18 protein-coding genes are annotated in these 20393 nt (G+C 71.3%); 11 read left to right on the top strand and 7 right to left on the bottom strand.

Annotated elements, in window-relative coordinates:
- Window positions 1–28: 28 nt before the first annotated feature.
- Both ACN9MM_RS34165 and ACN9MM_RS34160 read right to left on the bottom strand, forming a co-directional pair.
- Window positions 29–607 carry a Type-2Aa cytolytic delta-endotoxin gene (locus ACN9MM_RS34165; protein WP_426367613.1) on the bottom strand — a complete coding sequence of 193 codons (579 nt, stop codon included), beginning with the start codon at window positions 605–607 and terminating at the stop codon, window positions 29–31.
- An 89-nt stretch (window positions 608–696) separates the two neighbouring features.
- Window positions 697–1503 carry a LysR family substrate-binding domain-containing protein gene (locus tag ACN9MM_RS34160; RefSeq protein ID WP_426367612.1) on the bottom strand — a complete coding sequence of 269 codons (807 nt, stop codon included), beginning with the start codon at window positions 1501–1503 and terminating at the stop codon, window positions 697–699.
- A gap of 64 nt (window positions 1504–1567) precedes the next feature.
- On the opposite strand from ACN9MM_RS34160, the gene ACN9MM_RS34155 reads away from it, so the two are divergent.
- The 4 genes from ACN9MM_RS34155 to ACN9MM_RS34140 all read left to right on the top strand — a co-directional run bounded on the left by ACN9MM_RS34155 (window position 1568) and on the right by ACN9MM_RS34140 (window position 4666).
- Window positions 1568–1966 (top strand): DUF5997 family protein, encoded by a 399-nt coding sequence (locus ACN9MM_RS34155; RefSeq protein ID WP_426367611.1) that lies wholly within the window; start codon window positions 1568–1570, stop codon window positions 1964–1966.
- 90 nt (window positions 1967–2056) lie between these two features.
- On the top strand, window positions 2057–3007 hold the full coding sequence (locus ACN9MM_RS34150; protein WP_426367610.1) for a universal stress protein: 951 nt from the start codon (window positions 2057–2059) through the stop codon (window positions 3005–3007).
- A 260-nt stretch (window positions 3008–3267) separates the two neighbouring features.
- The gene (locus ACN9MM_RS34145) at window positions 3268–3768 is read left to right on the top strand and encodes a nucleotide triphosphate diphosphatase NUDT15 (RefSeq protein WP_426367609.1); all 501 of its coding nucleotides are present in this window, start codon (window positions 3268–3270) and stop codon (window positions 3766–3768) included.
- Window positions 3769–3865: 97 nt separating this feature from the next.
- Window positions 3866–4666, top strand: a complete 801-nt coding sequence (locus ACN9MM_RS34140; protein WP_426367608.1) for a VOC family protein — start codon at window positions 3866–3868, stop codon at window positions 4664–4666.
- Between the two features lie 46 nt (window positions 4667–4712).
- Here ACN9MM_RS34140 and ACN9MM_RS34135 read toward each other — a convergent pair whose 3' ends face one another.
- Together ACN9MM_RS34135 and ACN9MM_RS34130 are read right to left on the bottom strand one after the other, a co-directional pair.
- Window positions 4713–6242, bottom strand: a complete 1530-nt coding sequence (locus tag ACN9MM_RS34135; protein WP_426368900.1) for a hypothetical protein — start codon at window positions 6240–6242, stop codon at window positions 4713–4715.
- Between the two features lie 159 nt (window positions 6243–6401).
- The gene (locus ACN9MM_RS34130) at window positions 6402–6755 is read right to left on the bottom strand and encodes a winged helix-turn-helix transcriptional regulator (RefSeq protein ID WP_426368899.1); all 354 of its coding nucleotides are present in this window, start codon (window positions 6753–6755) and stop codon (window positions 6402–6404) included.
- Between the two features lie 487 nt (window positions 6756–7242).
- On the opposite strand from ACN9MM_RS34130, the gene ACN9MM_RS34125 reads away from it, so the two are divergent.
- The 6 genes from ACN9MM_RS34125 to ACN9MM_RS34100 all read left to right on the top strand — a co-directional run bounded on the left by ACN9MM_RS34125 (window position 7243) and on the right by ACN9MM_RS34100 (window position 11277).
- Window positions 7243–7605, top strand: a complete 363-nt coding sequence (locus ACN9MM_RS34125) for a DoxX family protein (protein WP_426368898.1) — start codon at window positions 7243–7245, stop codon at window positions 7603–7605.
- A 67-nt stretch (window positions 7606–7672) separates the two neighbouring features.
- Window positions 7673–8335, top strand: a complete 663-nt coding sequence (locus ACN9MM_RS34120; protein ID WP_426367607.1) for an NAD(P)-dependent oxidoreductase — start codon at window positions 7673–7675, stop codon at window positions 8333–8335.
- A 427-nt stretch (window positions 8336–8762) separates the two neighbouring features.
- Window positions 8763–9266 carry a MarR family winged helix-turn-helix transcriptional regulator gene (locus ACN9MM_RS34115; protein ID WP_426367605.1) on the top strand — a complete coding sequence of 168 codons (504 nt, stop codon included), beginning with the start codon at window positions 8763–8765 and terminating at the stop codon, window positions 9264–9266.
- 136 nt (window positions 9267–9402) lie between these two features.
- Window positions 9403–10017: a DsbA family protein gene (locus ACN9MM_RS34110; protein ID WP_426367604.1), complete on the top strand. Its 615-nt coding sequence runs from the start codon at window positions 9403–9405 to the stop codon at window positions 10015–10017.
- A gap of 25 nt (window positions 10018–10042) precedes the next feature.
- Entirely contained in the window at window positions 10043–10849 is an 807-nt protein-coding gene (locus ACN9MM_RS34105) for an MBL fold metallo-hydrolase (protein ID WP_426367603.1), read from the top strand.
- A gap of 5 nt (window positions 10850–10854) precedes the next feature.
- Window positions 10855–11277 (top strand): nuclear transport factor 2 family protein, encoded by a 423-nt coding sequence (locus ACN9MM_RS34100; protein WP_426367602.1) that lies wholly within the window; start codon window positions 10855–10857, stop codon window positions 11275–11277.
- A gap of 579 nt (window positions 11278–11856) precedes the next feature.
- On the opposite strand, the gene ACN9MM_RS34095 is transcribed toward ACN9MM_RS34100, so the two are convergent.
- The 3 genes from ACN9MM_RS34095 to ACN9MM_RS34085 form a co-directional block, all read right to left on the bottom strand.
- Window positions 11857–14481 carry an RICIN domain-containing protein gene (locus ACN9MM_RS34095; RefSeq protein ID WP_426367601.1) on the bottom strand — a complete coding sequence of 875 codons (2625 nt, stop codon included), beginning with the start codon at window positions 14479–14481 and terminating at the stop codon, window positions 11857–11859.
- A gap of 39 nt (window positions 14482–14520) precedes the next feature.
- Window positions 14521–16884 carry a non-reducing end alpha-L-arabinofuranosidase family hydrolase gene (locus ACN9MM_RS34090; RefSeq protein ID WP_426367600.1) on the bottom strand — a complete coding sequence of 788 codons (2364 nt, stop codon included), beginning with the start codon at window positions 16882–16884 and terminating at the stop codon, window positions 14521–14523.
- Between the two features lie 389 nt (window positions 16885–17273).
- On the bottom strand, window positions 17274–18869 hold the full coding sequence (locus ACN9MM_RS34085; protein WP_426367599.1) for a sigma-70 family RNA polymerase sigma factor: 1596 nt from the start codon (window positions 18867–18869) through the stop codon (window positions 17274–17276).
- 316 nt (window positions 18870–19185) lie between these two features.
- Between ACN9MM_RS34085 and ACN9MM_RS34080 the strand changes: the two genes are divergently transcribed.
- On the top strand, window positions 19186–20145 hold the full coding sequence (locus ACN9MM_RS34080) for a LysR substrate-binding domain-containing protein (RefSeq protein WP_426367598.1): 960 nt from the start codon (window positions 19186–19188) through the stop codon (window positions 20143–20145).
- Window positions 20146–20393 lie beyond the last annotated feature (248 nt).

The following is a 20393-nucleotide window of genomic DNA, read 5'->3' as shown; positions in this document are numbered from 1 at the left end:
GCGTCGGGCGTGGGCGTCGGCCGTACGGTCAGACCGCGACGCTCAGCGCCTGGCGGACCACGATCGCGTTGAGCCGTACCGCGAAGGGCACGATGTCGGTCAGGTCGAGCGCCAGCGTCTCGGCCTTCGGCAGCTCGACGGTCACGTCGACGCAGAAGGCCAGGGCGTACATGTGGTCCCCGGTCTCCTCGTCCTGGAGGGCGAAGAACAGGTCCCGGTAGAAGCGGGTGCGGTCCCCGGACTCCTCGTAGAAGGAGAGTCCGGGCTGCCCCTCCTGCGCGGCGAGCCCGGTGAACGCCTGGACGAGCTCACGCTCGACCGTGGCCCAGAATCCGGCCTCCGCGCACTCCGGCGGCAGCGCCTGGCGGACGGCCTCCTTGAGGGAGAGGACCATGACGAGGACGGGGGCGTACTCCTGGAGCCCCCAGCCCCGGACCATCTTCACCACGTCGCTGTCGGGGACGGCCGAGGCGGCCCGGTGGATCGCCTCGAAGTCGAAGTTGACGGTCGCCGGGGCGATCGCCTCCTGGAACACCCGGTCGATGGACCGGGCCTGGTCGAGGTGGTCCGGTGCCACCTCGACGACGGTCCTGAAACTGGCGGCCAAAGCTCCTCCTGGATGATCTCTGTGATCAGGAGGGGTCAGTATGCCGAGGCGCGGGGGGCCGGGCGCCGGGCGTCCGCCGTGCGGACGGCTCAGCCGCGGCCGCGGCGCGGCTTCCCGCTCCGGCCGGAGGCTCCGCCGCCCTTGCGGGACGCCGAGGGGCGGCCCGCGGTCCGGGAACCGCCGCCCGGCTTCCCGGACCTCGCCGGCTTCGCGGCCCGCTGCTCCCTGGGCTGCTTCTGGCCCTTCTTCTCCTCGGCGCGGCGGCCCCGGGTGCTGTTCACGGTGCGGCCGCGCACGATGCCGATGAACTCCTCCACCAGGTCGGGCGCCTCGTCCGCCGCCGGCCACGACAGGGCCACCCGCGACTGCGGGACGCCGACGAGGGTCCGGTAGGTGAGGTCCTTGCGGTGGTGCAGGCGGGCCAGCGACTGCGGCACCGCGAGCACGCCGACGCCCGCCGCGACCAGCTCGATCGCGTCGGCGGTCGTCTCCGGGCGCTCCATCGCGGGGCGGCCGGGCGGCTGCTCCCAGCCCAGGGTGTCGTCGAGGGGGTGCAGGACGAGCTCCTCGGCGAGGTCGTCGGCCGAGACCTCCTCCACCGCGGCGAACAGGTGGTCCTTGGGGACGACGACGACCGTCGTCTCGGTGTAGAGGGGGATGGCGCTGAGGTCGTCCCCGTCGACGGGGAGCCGGACGAGACCCGCGTCCACGGTGCCCTCCCGGAGCGCGCCGAACGCCTCGGCCGGTGTGACGGCGTGGAGGGTCAGGGGCACGTCGGGCAGGCGCTCGTTCCAGATCCGCACCCACTTCGCGGGTGTCGCTCCCGGCACGTAGGCGAGCCGGAAGGAGGAAGGGGAAGGGGAGGTATCAGCGGGGGAAGCGTCCGAGCCTGTCACTCCGCCAGGTTACCGGTAGCAGCCGTGGTCGGAGCTCGGCCGCACGCTCGATACCCTTGACACCATGACGTCGCACCAGAACGCCCAGACGATGAAGCCCGCGACCGCGGCGAAGAAGCTGGGTGTGTACCTCGAGGCCACCCCCGCAGAGTTCCAGGAGGGTGTCGTCTCGCGCTCCGAGCTGAACGAGCTCCAGGCCAACCCTCCCGCCTGGCTCCAGGAGCTGCGCGAGAAGGGACCGCACCCCCGCCCGGTCGTCGCCAACAAGCTGGGTGTCTCCATCGCCGGTCTCGCACGCGGCGGGATCACCGAGCCGCTCACCACCGAGCAGATCGAGGCGATCAAGCAGGAGCTCCCCGAGTGGCTGACGAAGGAGCGCGCCACCCAGTCGGAGGTCCGCAAGGAGACCGTCCGCATCAAGGAGCGCGACGCCGAGCGGGCGCGCCGCGGCCAGGGCGACTGATCCGAACGTTCGCACGCCACGCCGGTCCGGTCCGATGCACTTCGGAGCGGACCGGCGTGGCGTTCTCCCTTGCGCGGGAGTCATTCCCCCATGAGTGACACCAGCACCGCGTACGAGCCGCCGGTCGTCGTCGGCGTGGACGGGTCCGAGCACAGTCTCCGGGCCCTGGAATGGGCGCTGGGCGCCGCGGAGGGCCTGGGCGCGCCGCTGGTGGTGGCCCATGTGCGCTCCGAGGCCCTTCAGCTCGGCGCCGCCCGTATCGCCTCCCTGGGCACCGCGCCGGAGCTTCCCGACACCGTCGCGCGGGCCGTGCGCACGGTGGTCGAGGAGCGGGGGCACCGGGTTCCGGTGCGGTACGACTCGCTGGACGGGTCCGTGACGGACGCCCTGCCGGCGGCGGCGAAGGGGGCGCGGCTCCTGGTGACCGGGTCCCGGGGGCGCGGCGGATTCGCCAGCCTGCTGCTCGGTTCGACGAGCCGGACCCTGGCCATGTCGGCGCCCTGTCCGCTGGTCGTCGTGCCGCACGAGGCGAGGGCGGCCGCGCTGGAGAGCGGGGCGCGGGCGGGCCGGGTGCTGCTCGGGCTGCACCCCGAGGAGACCTCGGACGAGGTGCTGGGCTTCGCGTTCGAGACGGCTCACCACCGGGGCGTATCCCTGGAGGCGGTGACCGCGCTCCGGCTGCCGCCGCCTGCGGGCGCGCTCCTGGCGGCCCCGTCGCCCGCGCTCCAGGTTCCGCCGCCGTTGCCCCTCGCGGAGGACGCGGACGACCTCATGGGGGAGGCGGGGCGGGAGCAGGAGGAGCGGCTGCGGCCCTTCGCAGCGCGGTGGCCGGGGGTGGAGCTGGTCCCGGTGGTGGTGCCGGGTGACGCGGCGGGCCGGCTCGTGGAGGGCTCGCGGGACGCGGGGCTGGTGGTCGTGGGGCGGCACCACAGGCACCGTCTCGGCTCGCTGCTCATCGGTTCCGTCGCCCACGCGGTGCTGCAGCACGCGCACTGTCCGGTGGCGGTGGTTCCGCCGGCCTCCGGAGAGCCCGGGGCATGACAGTCCCCGGCGGTCCGGGTCGGTTCGCGCGGTCGTCGGCCGTCGCCGACGGCTCCGTGCCCGACCGGCCCCGCCGGGGGCCTGGCCAGAGCCGAGGTCAGGGTCACGCGGGCCTTCGGACGTCTCCGTCGGCGGGTGCGGCTCTCTCCGGTTGTCCGGTGTAAGAACGAGTGTCCTCCCTTTTTCACACGTTTCAAGAGGTTTGAGGACTTTTGTTGCGCGTCATGGGGCGTGTCAGTGGTGCCTGGTACACAGGGCCCATGACGACCGCAGATCACGCCGCCACCGCCCGCCGCAACACCGAGCCGCCCACCGCCGGAGCCTCGTTCGGCGCGGGGGTCGTGGTGACCGACGGGGACGGCCGGATCCTCCTGGGCCTGGACCGCTCGGGGGTGTGGGAGCTGCCGGGCGGCAAGGTCGAGCCGGGCGAGTCCGTCGAGGAGGCGGCGGTGCGCGAGCTGGCCGAGGAGACGACGCTCGTCGCGGACGCCTCCGACGTGGAGGTCCTCGGACTCCTCCTGGACACGGTCACCTCGACGCGGCTGACCCGGATGACCGCGGCCACGGCCGTGCGGAACTTCCGGGGCGAGCCCGCCGTGGCGGAGCCGGAGAAGATCGAGCGCTGGGCGTGGACGGACCCGGACGACCTTCCGGAGGCCCTGTTCCTGCCGTCGGCGCAGGTGCTGCGGATGTGGCGGCCCGGGATCGCCGTCCCCGACGCCCCCTTCCACCGGTACTCCCTGGGCCGGCTGTCCGGCTGAACCCGGCGGTAGCGGTGCGTCGCCGCGCGGGCCCCGGCGAGCGTGGCTAGCGTGGCCGGAGGAACACGTCATCGAATCGGAAGTGGGAGTCACCGTCATGGCCGCACGACCTGAAGGCACGCCGGTCTGGACCGACGCGATGTTCACCGACGTCGAGGGCGCCAAGACGTTCTACGGCGATGTCCTGGGCTGGACGTTCGGCGAGTCCTCCTCGGAATTCGGCAACTACACACAGGCCTACAAGGGCGGCAAGGCTGTCGCGGCCGTCGTCCCGCCGATGCCGGGCCAGGACGGGGAGCCGCAGTCGGCCTGGTGTCTGTACTTCGCCTCGCCGGACGCCGCGGCGACGGCGGAGAAGATCCGGGGCGCGGGCGGCACCGTCCTGATGGAGCCGATGCAGGTCGGCGACTTCGGCTCGATGTGCATCGCGCAGGACCCCTCGGGCGTCACCTTCGGCGTCTGGCAGGGCGGCACGCACGAGGGCTTCGAGCGGGAGGGCGAGCCCGGTGCGTACGCCTGGGCGGAGGTCTTCACCCGTGAGCCGGCGAAGGCGGACGCCTTCTTCACCGAGGTCTTCGGCTTCGGGTCCAAGAAGATCAAGGACGAGCACATGGACTACCGGGTCTTCGACCTCGGCGGCCCGCAGCCGGTCCTCGGCCGGATGGTGATGTCGGACGAGGACTTCCCCGCCGAGATCCCCGCGTACATCCAGATCTACTTCGCCGTCGACAACTGCGACAAGGCCGTCGAGCGGGCCGAGGCCCTCGGCGGTCGGAAGGTGTTCGGGCCGATGGACAGCCCGTTCGGCCGGTTCGCGGCGATCCTGGACCCGCAGGGCGCCGCCTTCGCGGTGATCGACGAGAAGACGACCGTCGGGGACATGCCCGAGTTCGAGTAGGCGGAGCGGGACGGCGCGGCGCCACGGGGCGCCGCGCCGTCCTCCGTCAGGCCTTGTCGCGGACGGCGACGATGCCGTTGAAGACCCCGACGTACGCGGTGCCGTCGGGGCCGATGGTGATCGGCGCCCAGTTGTTGTCGTAGGACAGACCGGTGCCGGTGAAGCGCGAGAACGCGCGCTTGCCGGTGCGGAAGTCGACGGCCGTCAGGTACCAGGCGTCGATCCCCCAGACGCTGGGCCGCTTCTCGTAGAAGTAGAGCAGTCCGTTGGCGGTGGAGAGCTTCGGGACCGTGGAGGGCGAGCGGACGTCGCTCTCCCAGACGGTGTCGCAGCCGCTGCCGTCGGCACGGACGTCGACGCGGGTCGCGCCGCCGACGACGCTGCGGCCGAGGAGGAGCGTACTCGGGTTCTCGTAGCCGTAGTTGTTCTCGACGACGAGGCTGTTGCCCCAGCTGATCAGGGAGTTGTCGGTGGTGGAGGCGCCGGAGCCGAAGACCGGCACCTTGCAGACGAGCCGCTCGGCGGCGGGCACGCCGGCGCCCCGGCGGTAGACGAGGACGTTCATGCGGTCGTCGGCGTTGTCGGTGATGGCGACGTACTGGTCCCGGTCGCCGAAGAGGTCGGGGGTGGTCCCCGAACCCTGGTTCACCGAACCGGGCTTGGTGCCGGTCCCCCGGTCGTACGCCTCGCGCCACTGGACGCGCGGGGCGCCGTCGGCGTCGGCTCGGAAGCTGTACAGGGCGTGGTCGGTGACGATGGAGACGCCGTCCTCGGCGACGGAGAAGGAGTTCTGGATCTCCTCGCCGTCGAGCCGGATGACCCGCAGGGCGCCGGTCGCGGGGTCGACGGTGCCGACGCGGCCGAGGCGGGTCACCCACCAGATGCGGCCGTCCCAGTCCGGCATGACGGAGGTGACGGGGTCGCAGACGCCGCTGGGGAAGAGGTTGGTCCAGCTGACGCAGTCGTGCGGGACGAGGGAGGTGAGGTCCCAGTCGTTCTCGACGGTGAACTCCCAGGCCCCGTCGGCCTTCTGACGATGTGCGATGCGCAGGACGTGCTGGCGGGAGTCGGCGAGGACGACCCGGTCCCGGTCGTCCAGGTAGAAGTAGGCGCCGCCGGAGGTGTCCTTGAAGATCTTCTCGAAGTCGAGGCGGGTGACGGCCTCGACGGTGGAGGAGCGCTGCGGCAGCTCGTACTCGGCGAGGGTGTCCAGGGTGCGCGGGTCGAGCAGCTTCAGGAGGAAGCCGCTGAACGTGCCGCAGACGGTGACGAGACGGCCGCCGGAGTCGAAGGTGACGGTGGCGCACTCGCCGCCGACGGCGGCCATCTTCGCGCTGAGGACCTCGGGGTCGCGTCCGAGCGGCCCGGAGAAGGGGTGGGTGCCGCTGCCGGCGCCGTCGGCGTGCATGCCGCTGCGGCCGTTGGGGGCGAGGTACGGGTGCTGGGCGGGGCCCTTGCCCGGCACGGGCCGCGCGGTGGCGGGAGCGCCCTCGTAGTGGTCGACGAGCCGGTGGCCGGGGGCGAGCGGTATGTCCTCGGCGGCCTGGGCGACGGGGGCGGCGCCCGCCAGGAGCATCGCCGCGAGCGCGGTGATCAGCGCGAGCGCGCGTGCTCGTCTACGGGGCGGTGAGGTGGTCAAAGCGGCTCCTCGGATCCTGATGTGTGTCGCGCCGGCGGCCGACGGGGAGTCGGGTGGCCGCGTGTTTCGCTACCGTCGGTGACGGTCTCCGGTCGCTCAGGCGCGTGCAGTCGTACTCGGCTGCGCTGAGGTCGTGCGGGCCCGGTTCTCACGGATCTCGTCGTGGTGGGCGGCGGCCCAGCCGACCAGGGACGTGGCGATCTCGTGGAGGCCACGGCCGAGCGGGGTCAGGGTGTACTCGACGCGCGGGGGCACTTCGGCGTAGGCGGTGCGGGAGATCAGGCCGTCCTGCCGGAGCTGGCGCAGGGTGAGGGTGAGCATGCGCTGGGAGATCCCGGGGACTTGGCGCTGCAGGTCGGTGTAGCGCAGCGGGCCCGGCTCCAGGACGGCGATCAGCAGCAGGCTCCATTTGTCGCCGACGCGGTCCAGGACCTCGCGGATGAAGGCCATGTGTGCGGCGGGGATCGCCGCGCACGGCCCGATCGCCGCCGCCCCGACCGCCTCCGTCCCACCGACCGCCTTCGCTTCACCGGTCTTCGCCACTTCGCTTGCCCGTTCCATCACGCACATTCCTCTCCGGCACGCACACGGATGTGCCTTTTGTACCGCCTTCCATACTGGTCCACCATGGCGTTACGAACAAGTCGTAAGAATTGGAGTTGCGCGGTGAAGGTGGACATCTGGTCCGAGGTGACGTGCCCCTGGTGCGGGCTGGGCCATCACCGTCTGCAGCGGGCCGTCGAGCGGTTCGAGCACGCGGGCGAGGTGGAGGTGGTCCACCCTGCTCCGCACCGCCTGGGACGACACCCACCCCCTCACCTCCGTCGCCGGTGGCGGTGACGCCCCGGCCTGCGGCCCGGACGGCTGCGCCGTCCCCGCACACGGCTGAACCCCCTCATAGCCCCCGTGATCCAGAACCGAGGAGTCCGATGACGTCCTGCTGTGGGTCCTGCAGGGACTGCTGGCCTCAGTGTTCGCGACGGCCGGCGTCATGAAGACGACCCAGCCGATCGACAGGCTCGCCGGCGCTCTTCCCTACACCAAAGACCTCGCCCCGGGCACGGTCCGGCTGATCGGGGCGGCCGAGCTGGCCGCCGCCCTCGGCCTCGTCCTGCCCGCCGCCACCGGCATCGCGGTGCTCCTCACCCCGCTCGCCGCCGTCGGCCTCGCGGTGGTGATGGCGCTGGCCGGCACCTTCCACCTCCGCCGCCGGGAGTACAGCGCGATCGGCATGAACGCCGTGCTGCTGGCCCTGGCCGTCGTGGTGGCCTGGGGCCGCTTCGGCCCGTACTCCTTCTGACCTTCCGAATCCGTCCCCGGCCGGCGCCCGCCGTCGGCCGTTTGCCCATGAAAGGCGATGACTTCCCATGACCGACCTGCTCGTCCTTGGCGGCAGTGGCCGCACCGGCCTCCACGTCCTGGCGCAGGCCACCGAACGCGGCCACCGCGTCCGCGCCCTCGTCCGCGATCCCTCCGCCGTCCACGCCCCGGCCGGCATCGAGCTGATCCAGGGCACGCCCGCGAACATCGACGACATCCGCAAGGCCGCCCGGGGCACCCGGGCGGTGATCAGCGTGCTGAACAACGCCCGCGCCTCCGACAACCCCTGGGCCAAGCCGGTCAGCCCGCCGATGTTCATGACCGACGCCGCCCGCAACACCCTGACCGTCATGGCCGAACAGGGCATCCGGCGGATCGCCCTGACCTCCTCACAGGGCGCCGGCGACGACTGGGCCCGCCTCAACCCGCTGGTGAAGGCGTTCATCAACCTGTCGAACATCAAGGTCGGCTTCACCGACCACACCGGCGTCGACCAGGTCGTGCGCGCCTCCGACACCGACTGGACCCTCGCCCGCGCCGTCGCCCTCACCGACAGGCCCGCCACCGGACCCCTGCGCGCCGCCGACCCCGGCACCACCACCCCCGGGCGCTGGATCAACCGGGCCGACCTCGCTCGCTTCCTCCTCGACGCCGTCGACGAGGAGACCTGGATCCGCGGCGCGCCGCTGGTGTGGAACACCCGCGGCTGACCCACCCCGAACCTTTCTCCGGATCCGTCACTGCTGGTGTTGCGTACTGCTGGTGGCCTCCGACAGCGCCGCCCCGGCCGGTAACCGCCCCCGTCGCCGATCCTGTTCTGGCACGGTAACCCGCTGCCGAACCTCCCGGTGCGCGACCGCAGCCGACGCAGCTGGACCGCCGTCTGGCCCGCGCCTACGAAACCCTGCCCCCACACTCCGAAGCCAAGATCCACCTCACGATGACCAGCCCCAGGCCTCGGCGTCGCCGAGGCGACGGTCTACGCCCTACGGAGGCTGAGATCGCGGCCACTCTCAGTAATACCCCAGTCGGATTCGACGCTCGGCTCGCCCTTCCGGACCGGGAGCTGCGGGCTCGTCACCGGCCGTGCGGCATGATCGTAGGGAAACGGGGCTGGCAAGAGGGGACGGCGAGGCTGTGAACGAGCGGGCCGAGCAAGCGCGGATCTCGACGGCGAAGGAAGCCGCGGACAATGATCTGGTGCTGGCCTTCGGCCGCCTCCAAGGTGCCGCCAACCGCCTCGAGTACATCCTGGGCCGGGCCCTGGAGAAGGAGTGCGGCATCAGCCACCTCATGTACGAGGTGCTGCTCATCCTGGGACGCGCCGGTGAGCCCGGCCTGCCGATGCGGGCCCTGGCCCAGGAGCAGGTGCTGACCACGGGCGGCGCCACGCGGCTGGTGGACCGCATGGTGGAGGCCGGGCTCGTCGAGCGGGTCGAGGACCCGGGCGACCGGCGCGGCCGCCTCGTCCGGCTGACGCCGAAGGGCGCGCAGAAGGCGGTGGCCGCGTCGCGGGTGCATGTGGAGAACATCCGCCGCTACTTCCTGGAGCCGATTCCGCCCGGCGACCGGGACCGGTTCATCGAGGATCTGCGAATTCTGAGTCATTCGGCGCGTGACGTGCTGCCGCGCCTGCCCTGACGCTGCGCCCTGCGAGGGACTTTCGGCCTGCCGGGAAGGGGCGTCGGACCCCCGGGGAATATCTGACGTGTCAGTTACTGTTTCGTCAGGTACATCGCTCGCGTTCGGCGGGCGCCGCATCTCAAGCGAGGCCATCATGAAGCTCGTGAACGTCTTCGACGCCTATTGCGGCTGGTCGCACGGGTTCTCCAACACTCTGCGCCAGGTCGCCGCCCGCCACTCGGGACTGCCTGTGGAGGTGGTCTCCGGTGGCCTGTTCACCGGGCCGCGCCGGGTGCCGATCCGCGAGTTCGGCTACGTCCAGGGCGCCAATGCCAAGATCGCCGAGCTGACCGGCGCCGAGTTCGGCGCGGGGTACACGCGGCTGATCGCCGACGGCTCGTTCGTCATGGACTCCGAGGCGGCGGCCCGGGGCGTCGCGGCCCTGCGCGCCGCCGCCCCCGACCGTGCGGTCGAGTCGGCCGCGGCCCTGCAGCGCGCGTTCTACGTCGACGGCCTGAGCCTGTCCGCCCCCGCGACCTACCGGACGGTCGCCGGAAGCATGGGGCTGGACGCCGACGCCGTCGTCGCTGCCTTCGAGGCGCCCGGGGTGCGGGCCGCGGCCGAGGCCGACTTCCGACGCGCCGCCGAGCTGGGCGTCAACGCGTTCCCCACGCTCCTCGCCGTCGACGGCGCGCGCGTGAGCGTACTGGCCCGCGGCCACGCCACACCCGACGAGATCGACCAGCGCCTCGCCGCGCTCACGGCCTGACCCCCCACCCCATACGGAGCCCCCCATGAGCACCCTCTCCTTCAAGGTCCTCGACCTGGACTTCCCCGCCGGGTCGAAGAACAAGACCGCCACCCTCGTCACCGGCGAGCACAAGGCGCTCCTGGTCGACGCCGCCTTCACCCGCGCCGACGGGCACCGCCTGGTCGCCGAGATCCTCGACTCGGGCAAGACGCTGACCACGGTGTTCATCAGCCACGCCGACCCCGACTTCTACTTCGGCGCCGAAGTCATCGCCGACGCCTTCCCCGAGGCCGCCTTCGTGGCGACCCCGCTCGTCATCGAGCACATCAAGGACTCCTACGAGGGCAAGCTCAAGGCGTGGGAGGCGCTCGGTCCGAACCTGCCCACCCGCCTGGTCGACCTCACCCCGCTCACCGGCAGCCTCACCCTGGAAGGCCACCGCTTCGACCTCAAGGGCGGCCCGGCCGCGCTGCCCGACCGCCACTACCTGTGGCAGCCCGAGCAGCGGGCCCTTCTCGGCGGCGTCCTCCTCTTCCAGCAGGAACACGTCTGGGTCGCCGACACACCCACCCCCGAAGACCGCTCGGCCTGGCTGAAGCTGCTCGACGAGATGGCCACCCTCAAGCCCGCGCTGGTCGTGCCGGGCCACCGGCTGCCCGGCACTCCGGCCGATGCCTCCGCCATCACCGCCACCCGCGACTACCTGCTCGCCTTCGAGGATGAACTGGCCAAGGCCGCGGACGGCGCCGCGCTGACGGAGGCCCTGGTGACCCGCTACCCGGACTACGGCATGCTCATCGCCGCGCAGATCGGGGCCAAGGTCGCCAAGGGCGAGATGAAGTGGGGCTGACCGAAATGCCTTACGAGAGCACCGTCTTCGCCACCTCCACCGCCCCCGCCGATGTCGTACGCCGCCAGTACCTGGCCTCGGCGGCCGGTGACCTTACGGAACTGCGGGCCACGCTCGCCCCGGACGTGGAGTGGACGGAGATGGCCGGCTTCCCGCTGGCCGGGACGTACCGCACGCCCGAGGGCGTCACCGCGAACGTGATGGAGAAGCTCGGCGCCGACTGGGACGACTGGACCGCCCACGACGACACGTACGTCGTGGACGGCGAGAACGTCGTCGTCCTCGCCCGCTACACCGCGACCAACAAAGCCACCGGCAAGCCCATCGACGTACGCGTCGCCCACCACTTCACCGTCCGCGGCGGACTCATCGTCCGCTTCGAACAGTTCGTGGACACCGCGCTCGTCCGCGATGCGATGACCGCCTGACGAAATGGAGTGGCGCCCCGCAGGTAGCCGCCCCGTCGGCCCGCTCGCAGGGCGCTGCGCAGCAGCGGCGCGGGGGCGAACACGCGCCGCCGCCTCGGACGACGCCGTCCGGTGCCGCCGCACCTCGCCAGGAGCCGGCGGAAGAGGTCGCCGCGACAGCCGCACATCAGGCTGCGGCTGCTGACCGGTCGAGCATCGCCCACGGCCCCTCGGCGTCGACGTTGGCGCCGAAGAGCTCGGTGCCGGGCTGCAGCCGTACAGCGTCGGCCGGCGATCCCACCCCACCTCCCGCAAGACCACGTGTCAGGCGCCGCAGAACCAGGACCTGACCGGAAGGGCGGGCGCTGGAGCGTCGTCCTGACGGGCGCCGGCCGGCACTGGCTGGCGCACGGCACCTACCCTCCCCGCGGGTCAGGTCCGCGAAAGACCCGGGCCACCGCTCCGCAACCGCCACCCACGGGCCGCTCTACAGCGGAAAGCCGCCCTCCGGCCGAGATGTCCCATCGGCCAGGAGGGCGGCGGCCTGTCAGCGATCGCGCCTCAGCTCAGACGTCGAACGTGAGTCATCCGGTGTCGGGGTCAGGAAGGGTCGCCGTACTGGAGGCCGCGGCCGTTGGTGCCGATGTAGACGCGGCCGTAGACGTCCGGGTCGCCGGTGATGACTCCGACGCCACCGATGCTGCCCCACTGGTGGGCGTCGTCGTTGACGCGGAGCCAGGTGGCGCCCTTGTCAGTGGAGCGGAAGACGCCGGTGACGTCCTTGACGGTGCCGATCAGGTACAGGGCCTGGTAGGAGGCGCCGGGTGCGGCCTTGCCGAAGCCGAGGGCGGAGGCGGACTTCACCGTGGTGAGCGCGGTGAAGGTGCGGCCGCCGTCGGTGGAGTGCAGCAGCCCCTGGCCGCCGCCGGCGATCCACAGGTCTCCGGCGATGCCGGGGACGGCCGTGACCGGGCCGGAGGGCAGGCCGAAGGCGCGGGCGGTGAAGGTCGCGCCGCCGTCCGTACTGGCGTAGAGCGTGCCGCCGCTCAGCGAGTAGAAGGTCCCGGCCGAGGAGCGGTCGGCGATGACGACGGCGTCGGCGCCCAGTCCGCCGACCCTCGACCAGCTCGCTCCCTTGTCGGTCGACCGGTACGGGGCCTGGCCGGACTGGGTCCAGACGATGGTCGAGCCGTCGGCCGCGAGCGCGACGCGGCCGTCCTGGGCACCGGCCACCGGCTCGGCCTTGAAGCCGTTCCAGCTGATGCCGCCGTCGGTGGAGTAGGCGCCGTCCTGCGCGCCGCCGTGGCCGACGCGGACCATCACCGAGGGGTTGGACTGGGCGAAGTCGATGTCCGTGCTGTTGGTCATCACCGGATTGCTCAGCCGCCCGGCCGGGACCTTGTTCAGGTCGTCGTGGCGGAAACCGCCTTGGTCACCCATGGCGGTGACGACAGCGGCGCCGCCGGGCGGGGCGATCGCGTCCATCAGTGCGGTCTCCTCGAGGCCCCGCGCCCCCGCGGTCCAGTGGCTGGTGCCGCCGCTGTCGGTGGCGTCGGCGTCCTTGCTGCGCCAGATGCCGTTGCCGGTGCCGTACAGCACGTGCCCGGAGTCGAAGGGGTCGATGGCCAGGGCGGTCATCCAGTGACCGGTGTGGGTGCCGACGTACGGAGCACCCGAGGCGTCCCGCACCGACTGGTCCGCCAGCGCCTTCCAGGTCGTACCGCCGTCGGTGGTGCGGTAGATCTCGTCCTCGGGCCACCAGCGGTCGAGGGTCGTGACCATCACCGTGGACGGCTTGCGCGGGTCGACGGCCAGGCCGGAGAACCCGTAGCCGCCCTGGGAGGGGGACACGTTCTTCCAGGCCCCGCCGCTCGGCGTGTACTTCCACACCGAGCCGGCCGTCACGCCGTTGGGGCCGAGAGCGTTGGTGTACGTCAGGTAGAGGGAGCCGTCGCCGGAGAGGACGCCGTGCTGCGGCAACTGGCCGGTGGGCTGTCCGGGGACGGCCTGCCAGGTGGTGCCGCCGTCGGTGGAGCGGTACAGGGAGGTGGACCCGTCGGCGACGCCGACGTAGACCGTGTTGCTGCCTGCCGGGCCGTACGTCACGAAGGAGATGCCGCCACCGCTGCCCGCCCCGTCCTTGACGGGGAACGAGGAGACCTGCCGCCACGTCGCACCGCTGTCCGTGCTGCGCCACAGGCCGTTCTTACGGGTGCCCAGCAGCAGGGTGCGGTTGTCCGAAGGGTCGATCACCAACCGCTCCCCGGCCCCGCGGCCGTCCTCGTTGCCGCCCAGTTTGAACGGCAGGTCGGCGCGCTGGAAGGTGCGGCCACGGTCGGTGGAGCGCAGGATCGCGCCGTTGCCGGCCCAGTCGTTGGTGTAGGTGCCGGTCGCGAGGTAGAGCCGGTCGGGGTCGACGGGGTCGGTGGCCAGCGCGTCGATGCCCAGCAGGTTCCAGTCCTTCTCGCCGAGCCAGTCGGTCAGCGGGATCCACTGCTCGGCCGCGGCGTCCCAACGGTAGGCGCCGCCCATGTCGGTACGCGCGTACAGCAGCCCCTTCTCCCGGGGGTTGAACACCAGCCCTGTGACGTAACCGCCGCCCACCACCTGGGCGTTCTTCCACGCGTACGGTCCGGTCCCGGTGGCCGGGGCCTCGGCCGTCCTCACCAGCTTCCACTGCTGGTTGGTGCTGCCATGGCCGCCGTACTGGATGACCGCCGCGCCGTCGGCCGTGGTGCCTCCGGAGACGTCCAGGACCTGGCCGCTCCTGCGGGAGGTGAAGGTGACGGCGCCGGAACCGCTCACCTCGTCGATCCTCCACTCCTGGGAGGCGGAGGAGCTGTCGGTCTGCTGCTCGGCGGCAGCCGCCTGCGCGGTCGAATCGCCCGTTATGCCGAGCACCTTGCCGCTGTTGCGGTTCACCAGCTCGTAGTAGCCGTCGCCGGTGGAGCGCAGCCTCCACTGCTGGTTGGCCGTGTTCTGATCAGTCCACTGCTGGATACGGGTGCCGTCGGCGGTGGAGAAGGCGTTGACGTCCAGCACCTTGCCGCTGCGTACCGAGACCAGCTTGTAGTAAGCGCTGTCGTCGACCGTCGCGGCCTGCGAGTCGTCCTGCACGAACAGGAGGTACGGCACGACGGTGGCGGGGACACCGAGCAGCAGAGCGGTGGCGGTCCTGCGACGGCGGTGGCGGCCGCGGCGCCCGGCGTTGGTGGGGGTGTTCATGGGGGGTGTTTCTCCTTGTGTAACCGTGGATCGGGCAGGTCAGCGCTGCAGGGTGAGGACGCCGGGCCGGTACGGCAGTTGGTCGTAGGGTCCGCCCGCGGTAGGGGACTTGCCCTGGTACAGGAACTGCAGGTTGCAGGGGTCGATGGTCATGGTCTGGTCGGGGTTGGTACGGATCAGGTCACCGTGGCTGATGTCGTCGGTCCAGGTGGCGCCGCTGTTGGCCTTGCCCGCGAAGGGGTTGTTCTCGCCGGCGGCCTGCGGGGTCCACGCACCGCTCAGGCTGGAGGCCGTGAACGAGCGGAAGTAGCGCCGCTCGTTCGCACCCCGAGCCTCGACGGTCAGGAGGTACTGGTTCTGGCCCTGGACCTTGTAGACCTGCGGCGCCTCGAAGAGGTTCTTCGCCGTGTCGCTCATGACCGTCGTGTACGACGAGCCGAAGTTGCCCGGGAAGTTCCCGATCGGCATGCTCGCCCGGTAGATCTTGCCGTTGTCACCGGCGAAGAACAGGTACATGTTCTTCTCGTCGGCGATCAGGGTCTGGTCGATCGGGCCGGTGCCGGATTCGGTGCGGGGGATGCTGCCGGTGAACAGCGGCTGCGGCGCGGACCAGCTGTCGGGGTTGGTGGGGTCGCTCGACGTGCGGTAGCTGAAGGGCGAGGCACCCCACTGGTACGCCAGCACCCAGATCTTCTTGGGCGCGAAGTAGAACAGGGTGGGCGCCACCGCGTTCTGGCCCATCCGGATCTGATCGGCCGACGCCATGTCCGACCAGTTCGTGAAGGGGCTGAACGCCATCGAGCCGTACGAGGTTCCCGACGCGCTCGACGCGTAGACCAGGTGCTTGCCGCCCAGCATCACGTGGGTGAAGTCCTTCACTGCGGCCCACCCGTTCGACGGCTGCGCGAGGGGACCCGTCGAACTCCACTTGTACGTCGACGGAAGGGCGCACGTTCCGCCGCCCGTCAGGGAGGGCCCGGTCCACTTCTGGTTGCCGACGGACGCACAGGAGTACAGCTGGATCGTGGTGCCGTTCGCGGTGGCGGCGCCGACGGCGTCGAGGCACAGCCCGGACTGGACGCCGGTGATCGCGCCGCCGGCATCGACGTTCCACTGCTGGTTGGCGCCGCCGTTGCAGTCCCAGATGACGACCGGGGTGCCGTTGGTGGTGCCCTTGCCCTTGGCGTCCAGACACTTGTCGCCGTACGCCCTCAGCTGCTTGGCGGCGGTGTAGGTCCAGCGCTGGTTGGTCTGCCCGCTGCAGTCCCACAGTTGGGCCCGCGTGCCGTTGGCGGTGGCGGAGCGGGGGACGTCGAGGCAGCGGCCGGAGGCGACGCCCTTGATCTCCCCCGTACCGTCGGTCGGCTTGCCCGGGGTGGTACCGGAGCCGGAATGGAGAGCGCTCATGACGGCGGTGTACGCCGGCTTGGGCTTGCCCCCGCTGTCGAACAACAGCGGGCTCTCGCCGCTGCGCCAGGAGTCGCTGTCACGGACGCCCCACACCGTGATGCCGGTGCACCGGGGCACGGACAGGCAGGTGCTGACCGCGTCCGCGTAGTGGGTGGGTGAGGCCTGGGCGATGTCCAGCTCGGTGATCTGGACGTCGACGCCCAGGGCTGCGAAGCCGGCCAAGGTGGTCTTGAAGCCGGCCGGCGGGCCGCCCGCCCCGAAGTGGCTCTGGAACCCGACGCAGTCGATCGGCACGCCGCGGGACCTGAAGTCCTTGACCATGCGGTAGACGCCCTGGGTCTTCGCGTCCGACCAGTTCTCGATGTTGTAGTCGTTGTAGCAGAGCTTGGCCGAGGAATCGGCCGCACGGGCGGTGCGGAACGCCTCCTCGATGAAGCCGTTGCCGAGCACGTTCCGGAAGACCGAGTCGCGCAGCCCGCCACTGCCGCCGTCGGCGAAGGCCTCGTTGACCACGTCCCAGGCGTAGATCTTGCCCTTGTAGTGGCTGATCTCGGTGGTGATGTGGTGGTTCATCACGTCGCGCAGCGTCTTCGCGTCGTGGATGGCCCCGACCCAGGAGGGGAGCTGCGAGTGCCAGACCGTGGTGTGGCCGCGCAGGCGCTGGCCGTGTGCCAGGGCCCGATCGACGATCCGGTCCGCGGGGCCGAAGCTGAAGTTGCCGCGGGACGGTTCGACGGCGTCCCACTTCATCTCGTTCTCCGGGGTGATCATGCTGAACTCCCGGTCGGCGATCGCGGTGTACGCGGAGTCGCCGAGCCTGCCCGCGGCCACGGCCGTGCCGAAGTACCTGCCCGAGGGGGCGGCCTGGGCGCCCAGCCCCGCGGCTCCGGCGGAGCTGGGGAGGAGCGTCACGACGCCGGCCACCAGCGCCGTGGCCGACAGCCCTACCGCCCATGTCCGGCGACGCCGGCGAAGCCGGTGCAGGCCCTTCATGATTCACCTCGCGGGTGCTGCATTCCGGTCGCGCTGGGTTCTTGGATGTGTCGCGTCATGTGAGGCGCTTTCTTCAGGGGATACGTCTGTGGGGGTCGGGCCCCTGCCGCGTCGGCACGTCATGACGGGCCGCGGGAAGGACACCCCTGAAGTGGAGGCTTGCGAGCGCGCGGTCTCGTAACGAAAAAAGTCGCGCCGTCCGCAGGATTGCCCGGTGACGCATCTCGCAGGCAGAAAGCGTTATGCCGGACGCCGTGACCTGGTCGCGCCCATGTATGCCGGACGCCGTGACCTGGTCGCGCCCATGGAAGAGGGGCGCCGCAACGGTCTGCGGTGAACGCCGGTCACGGTGTGGGTCAGCTGTGGGTGGATCGCCCGAGGAGCGGTGCTCAGGCCCCGGGGCTGCGCACGATGAAGGAAGCCTGGCCGGCGAAGGTCCGCGTGCCGTCGGAGCCGTCGAGCCAGATACCGCCGTCGCGGTGGCGGAGGACCGATCCCGGATAGTTGTGCGCGTGCAGGGTCACGGTCCCGGCGACCGCCCCGGGACGGGGACAGAAGGTGGCGTCCTCACGGAACAGTGCGCTGCCGTCGTCGGTGCTCAGCCGCAGCCGCAGGTAGCTGTGACGGAGATACCGGCCGTCCGCGGCGCGGAAGGTGACGCACCGCATGTCGGCCAGTCCCCCGACGACCGTGAAGGTGATCCGCTGACGTGCCTGCGCGCCGCTGGACGCGGTCACGCCGCCGAGGGAGGCGAAGTCGCCCTTGTAGGTGACGAACAGGCCGGGACTGTCCGCGGACTCCAGCGATCGTGCGCCCAGCGCAACGGTGCCCGGGACGGCGGACGGACCGACCGAGGGCCGGCTCACCGGGGACGGACTCGCCGGGGACGGACTCGCCGGGGACGGTCCGGCGGAGGTGGCGGTGCGCGAGGGAAGAGGCGTGGGGGCGCCGACCGTGGGAGCGGCGGTGGCGCCGGGAACTCGGGGCGCCGGTTCGGGCCAGGTCGCGTAGGTGGCGGTCCCCGCGATGAGCACCGCACCGGTCGCGAGGCTCACCAGCGGATGAGCGGTCACCGCCTGGAGCTTGCCGGCAAGAGCGCCGTGCAGACCACCTCCCCCCGTCGCCGTGCCGACGGCGACGGGGGCCCCGACCAGCCCGGCAGCACTCGCCGCCGTACCCGACAGCAGGCCCTTGGCGGCCAGCGCGGCGACCAGTGCGGCCGGGACGGTCAGCGTCGTGAGGCTGAGCGGCAGCAGTTCGGCCGGCACCCGTTCCGCCGACGCCCCCGTGCAGACCGAGCAGTCACGGGTGTGCCGCGCGATCCGCTTGCGCCACACCGACGCGCGGTCACCGTCCCAGCCGACGACGGTCCCGTCCAGCTGCGGACAGCGCGGGTCGGCCTCCAACGCGGCGACGATCGTCCGGCACAGTTCCAGCTGCTCGCGCATGCGTTGCAGGCGCACTCCGACGTGCGCGACCGTGAGCCCCGTCGCGGCGGCCATGTCCTCCCGGCTGAGCAGGCCGGCGCATTCCTGCCACCACAGGGACAGCAGCATCCGGTGGTCCGGGTCGAGCCACCGGCCGGCCTCGACGACCCGGCGCCGCTCGTCCGACACGTGCAGCCGCAGGATCGTCACGTCCACGGGCTCGGCGCCGGCGTCCGGTATCCGGCGTGCCTCGTCGATGACCGTGGTCCGGTCGGCGAGGGCGTGCTGCCGGTGCCAGTGCGTGTTGATCTGGCGGAGCGTGATCGACACCAGCCACGACCGGAAACTCTCCGGGGCACGCAGGGCGGGCAGGTCACGCACCACGCGCAGCAGGGTTTCCTGGACGACGTCGTCGACGTCGGCATGTCCGCTCAGCGCTCGCCCGACGATGTTGTAGACCAACGGCAGGTACGCGGCGATCAGCTCCTCGCGCGCCCGGTCGTCACCGGCGTGCGCCGCGACGACCAGCCCCGCGTGGTCTGCATCAATGAGCCCCATTCCCACCTTCTCCAGGGGAGCGATCCGCCGAGTACGGCGGCACACCCTAGCCTCGACGAAGGCATACGGCCAAAGCCTGCGCCTCGGGCGGACGGTCTGGCCCGTGCCGGCTGGGGGCCCTCGGCCGCGCCGGCCGCGTCGTCGTGCTGCGGATAGAGGGTGTAGTTCCAGTAGCCGTGGAAGCGGTGCCGGTGTAGGGGCAGGGCGTCGACATCTGTGTCGGTGACCTTGGTGCCGGTGTCGTTGGCCGGGGAGGTGTCCGAACAGTGACCAACCCCCTCGCCAAACCACCTTCCTCCCTGCATATGCTGCTGAAGTGCAGTTGGAATTGAGACATCTCGAAGCTGTCTGCCGGATAGCGGAAGCAGGCAGTCTGGGGCGCGCGGCAGCCCTGCTCGGAGTGTCCCAGCCGGGCCTGTCCGCCCAGCTCCGCCGGATCGAACGCGTCACGGGCGGCGAGCTGTTCGTCCGCAGCCAACACGGCGTCGAGCCGACGCCACTGGGCCAGTTCGTGCTGTCTAAGGCACGCCGGGTGATCGGCGAGATGGACGCCCTCACAGCGGGCGCCCGGGCCGCCGCCCCGCACCCGACCCTGCGGCTCGGCTCCATCCTGCTCGTCCTGACCGACCGGCTGCTCGGACACCTGGAACAGGAACTGCCCGGCCACGAGATCGAGGTCAACACCGAGCACTCGGTGACCACCCTCACCCACATGCTCGGCGCCGGACAATACGACGCGATCATGTACGGAGAGGTCTCCGACCACGAGGTACCGCTCCCCGACGGCGTGGCGGCCCGCACCCTCATCCCTAAGGAGCCGGCCTGCGTACGCCTGTCGGCCACCCACCCGCTGGCCGGACAGGACCAGATCCACCTGGCCGATCTGGCGGAGGAAACCTGGACGATCATCGTGGAGGAAGATGACGGCAGCCAAGAGGCCATGGTCGACGCCTGCCGCAGAGCCGGCTTCACACCGAAGCTGCGCTACCGGATCGCAGACCGCAAGATGCGCTGGGACCTGATCGCCGCCGGACGGGCCATCTCCCTGTGCCAGCCGACCTCGCCGCACGCCGAGGGCACGGTACTGCGGCCGCTGGCCGGCGACCCGCTCACCGGCCGCATCCGCCTCGCCTGGAACCGATCCACGCTCTCCGAAGACCGGGCCCGGCTGCTGTACCGGGCAGCAGGATATGCGTATCTCGACAATGTCCCCCACAACACCTTCTATCGCTCCTGGTGGGAGGCCCGTCCCGAGCTACATCCGAACCTGGACTGAACGCACCCGGGCAAGCCGCGAGCAGGAGCAGGCCAAAGAGCATTCGCCACTGCATCACCAACGACTTTTGTCAGGGCCTCTACTGATCTTTCGTAAGTTCGGTGGGTGTGGTGGCTGGTTGTCAGGTCTGTGTGGCCAGGAAGGACCATGGCTCTCGGGGGTTGTTGTTGATGCGGTGGATGCCCTTTTCCGTGGCGCCGGCTGAGGGAGCAAGGAGACTCCTGATTCGTCGAGGAACACGATCCAGG

It is taken from the genome of Streptomyces sp. E-08 (assembly GCF_049913095.1).
Classification (GTDB): Bacteria; Actinomycetota; Actinomycetes; order Streptomycetales; family Streptomycetaceae; genus Streptomyces.
The sequence above is the reverse complement of the archived record's forward strand: the minus strand, read 5'-3'. Positions and strand labels throughout refer to the sequence as shown.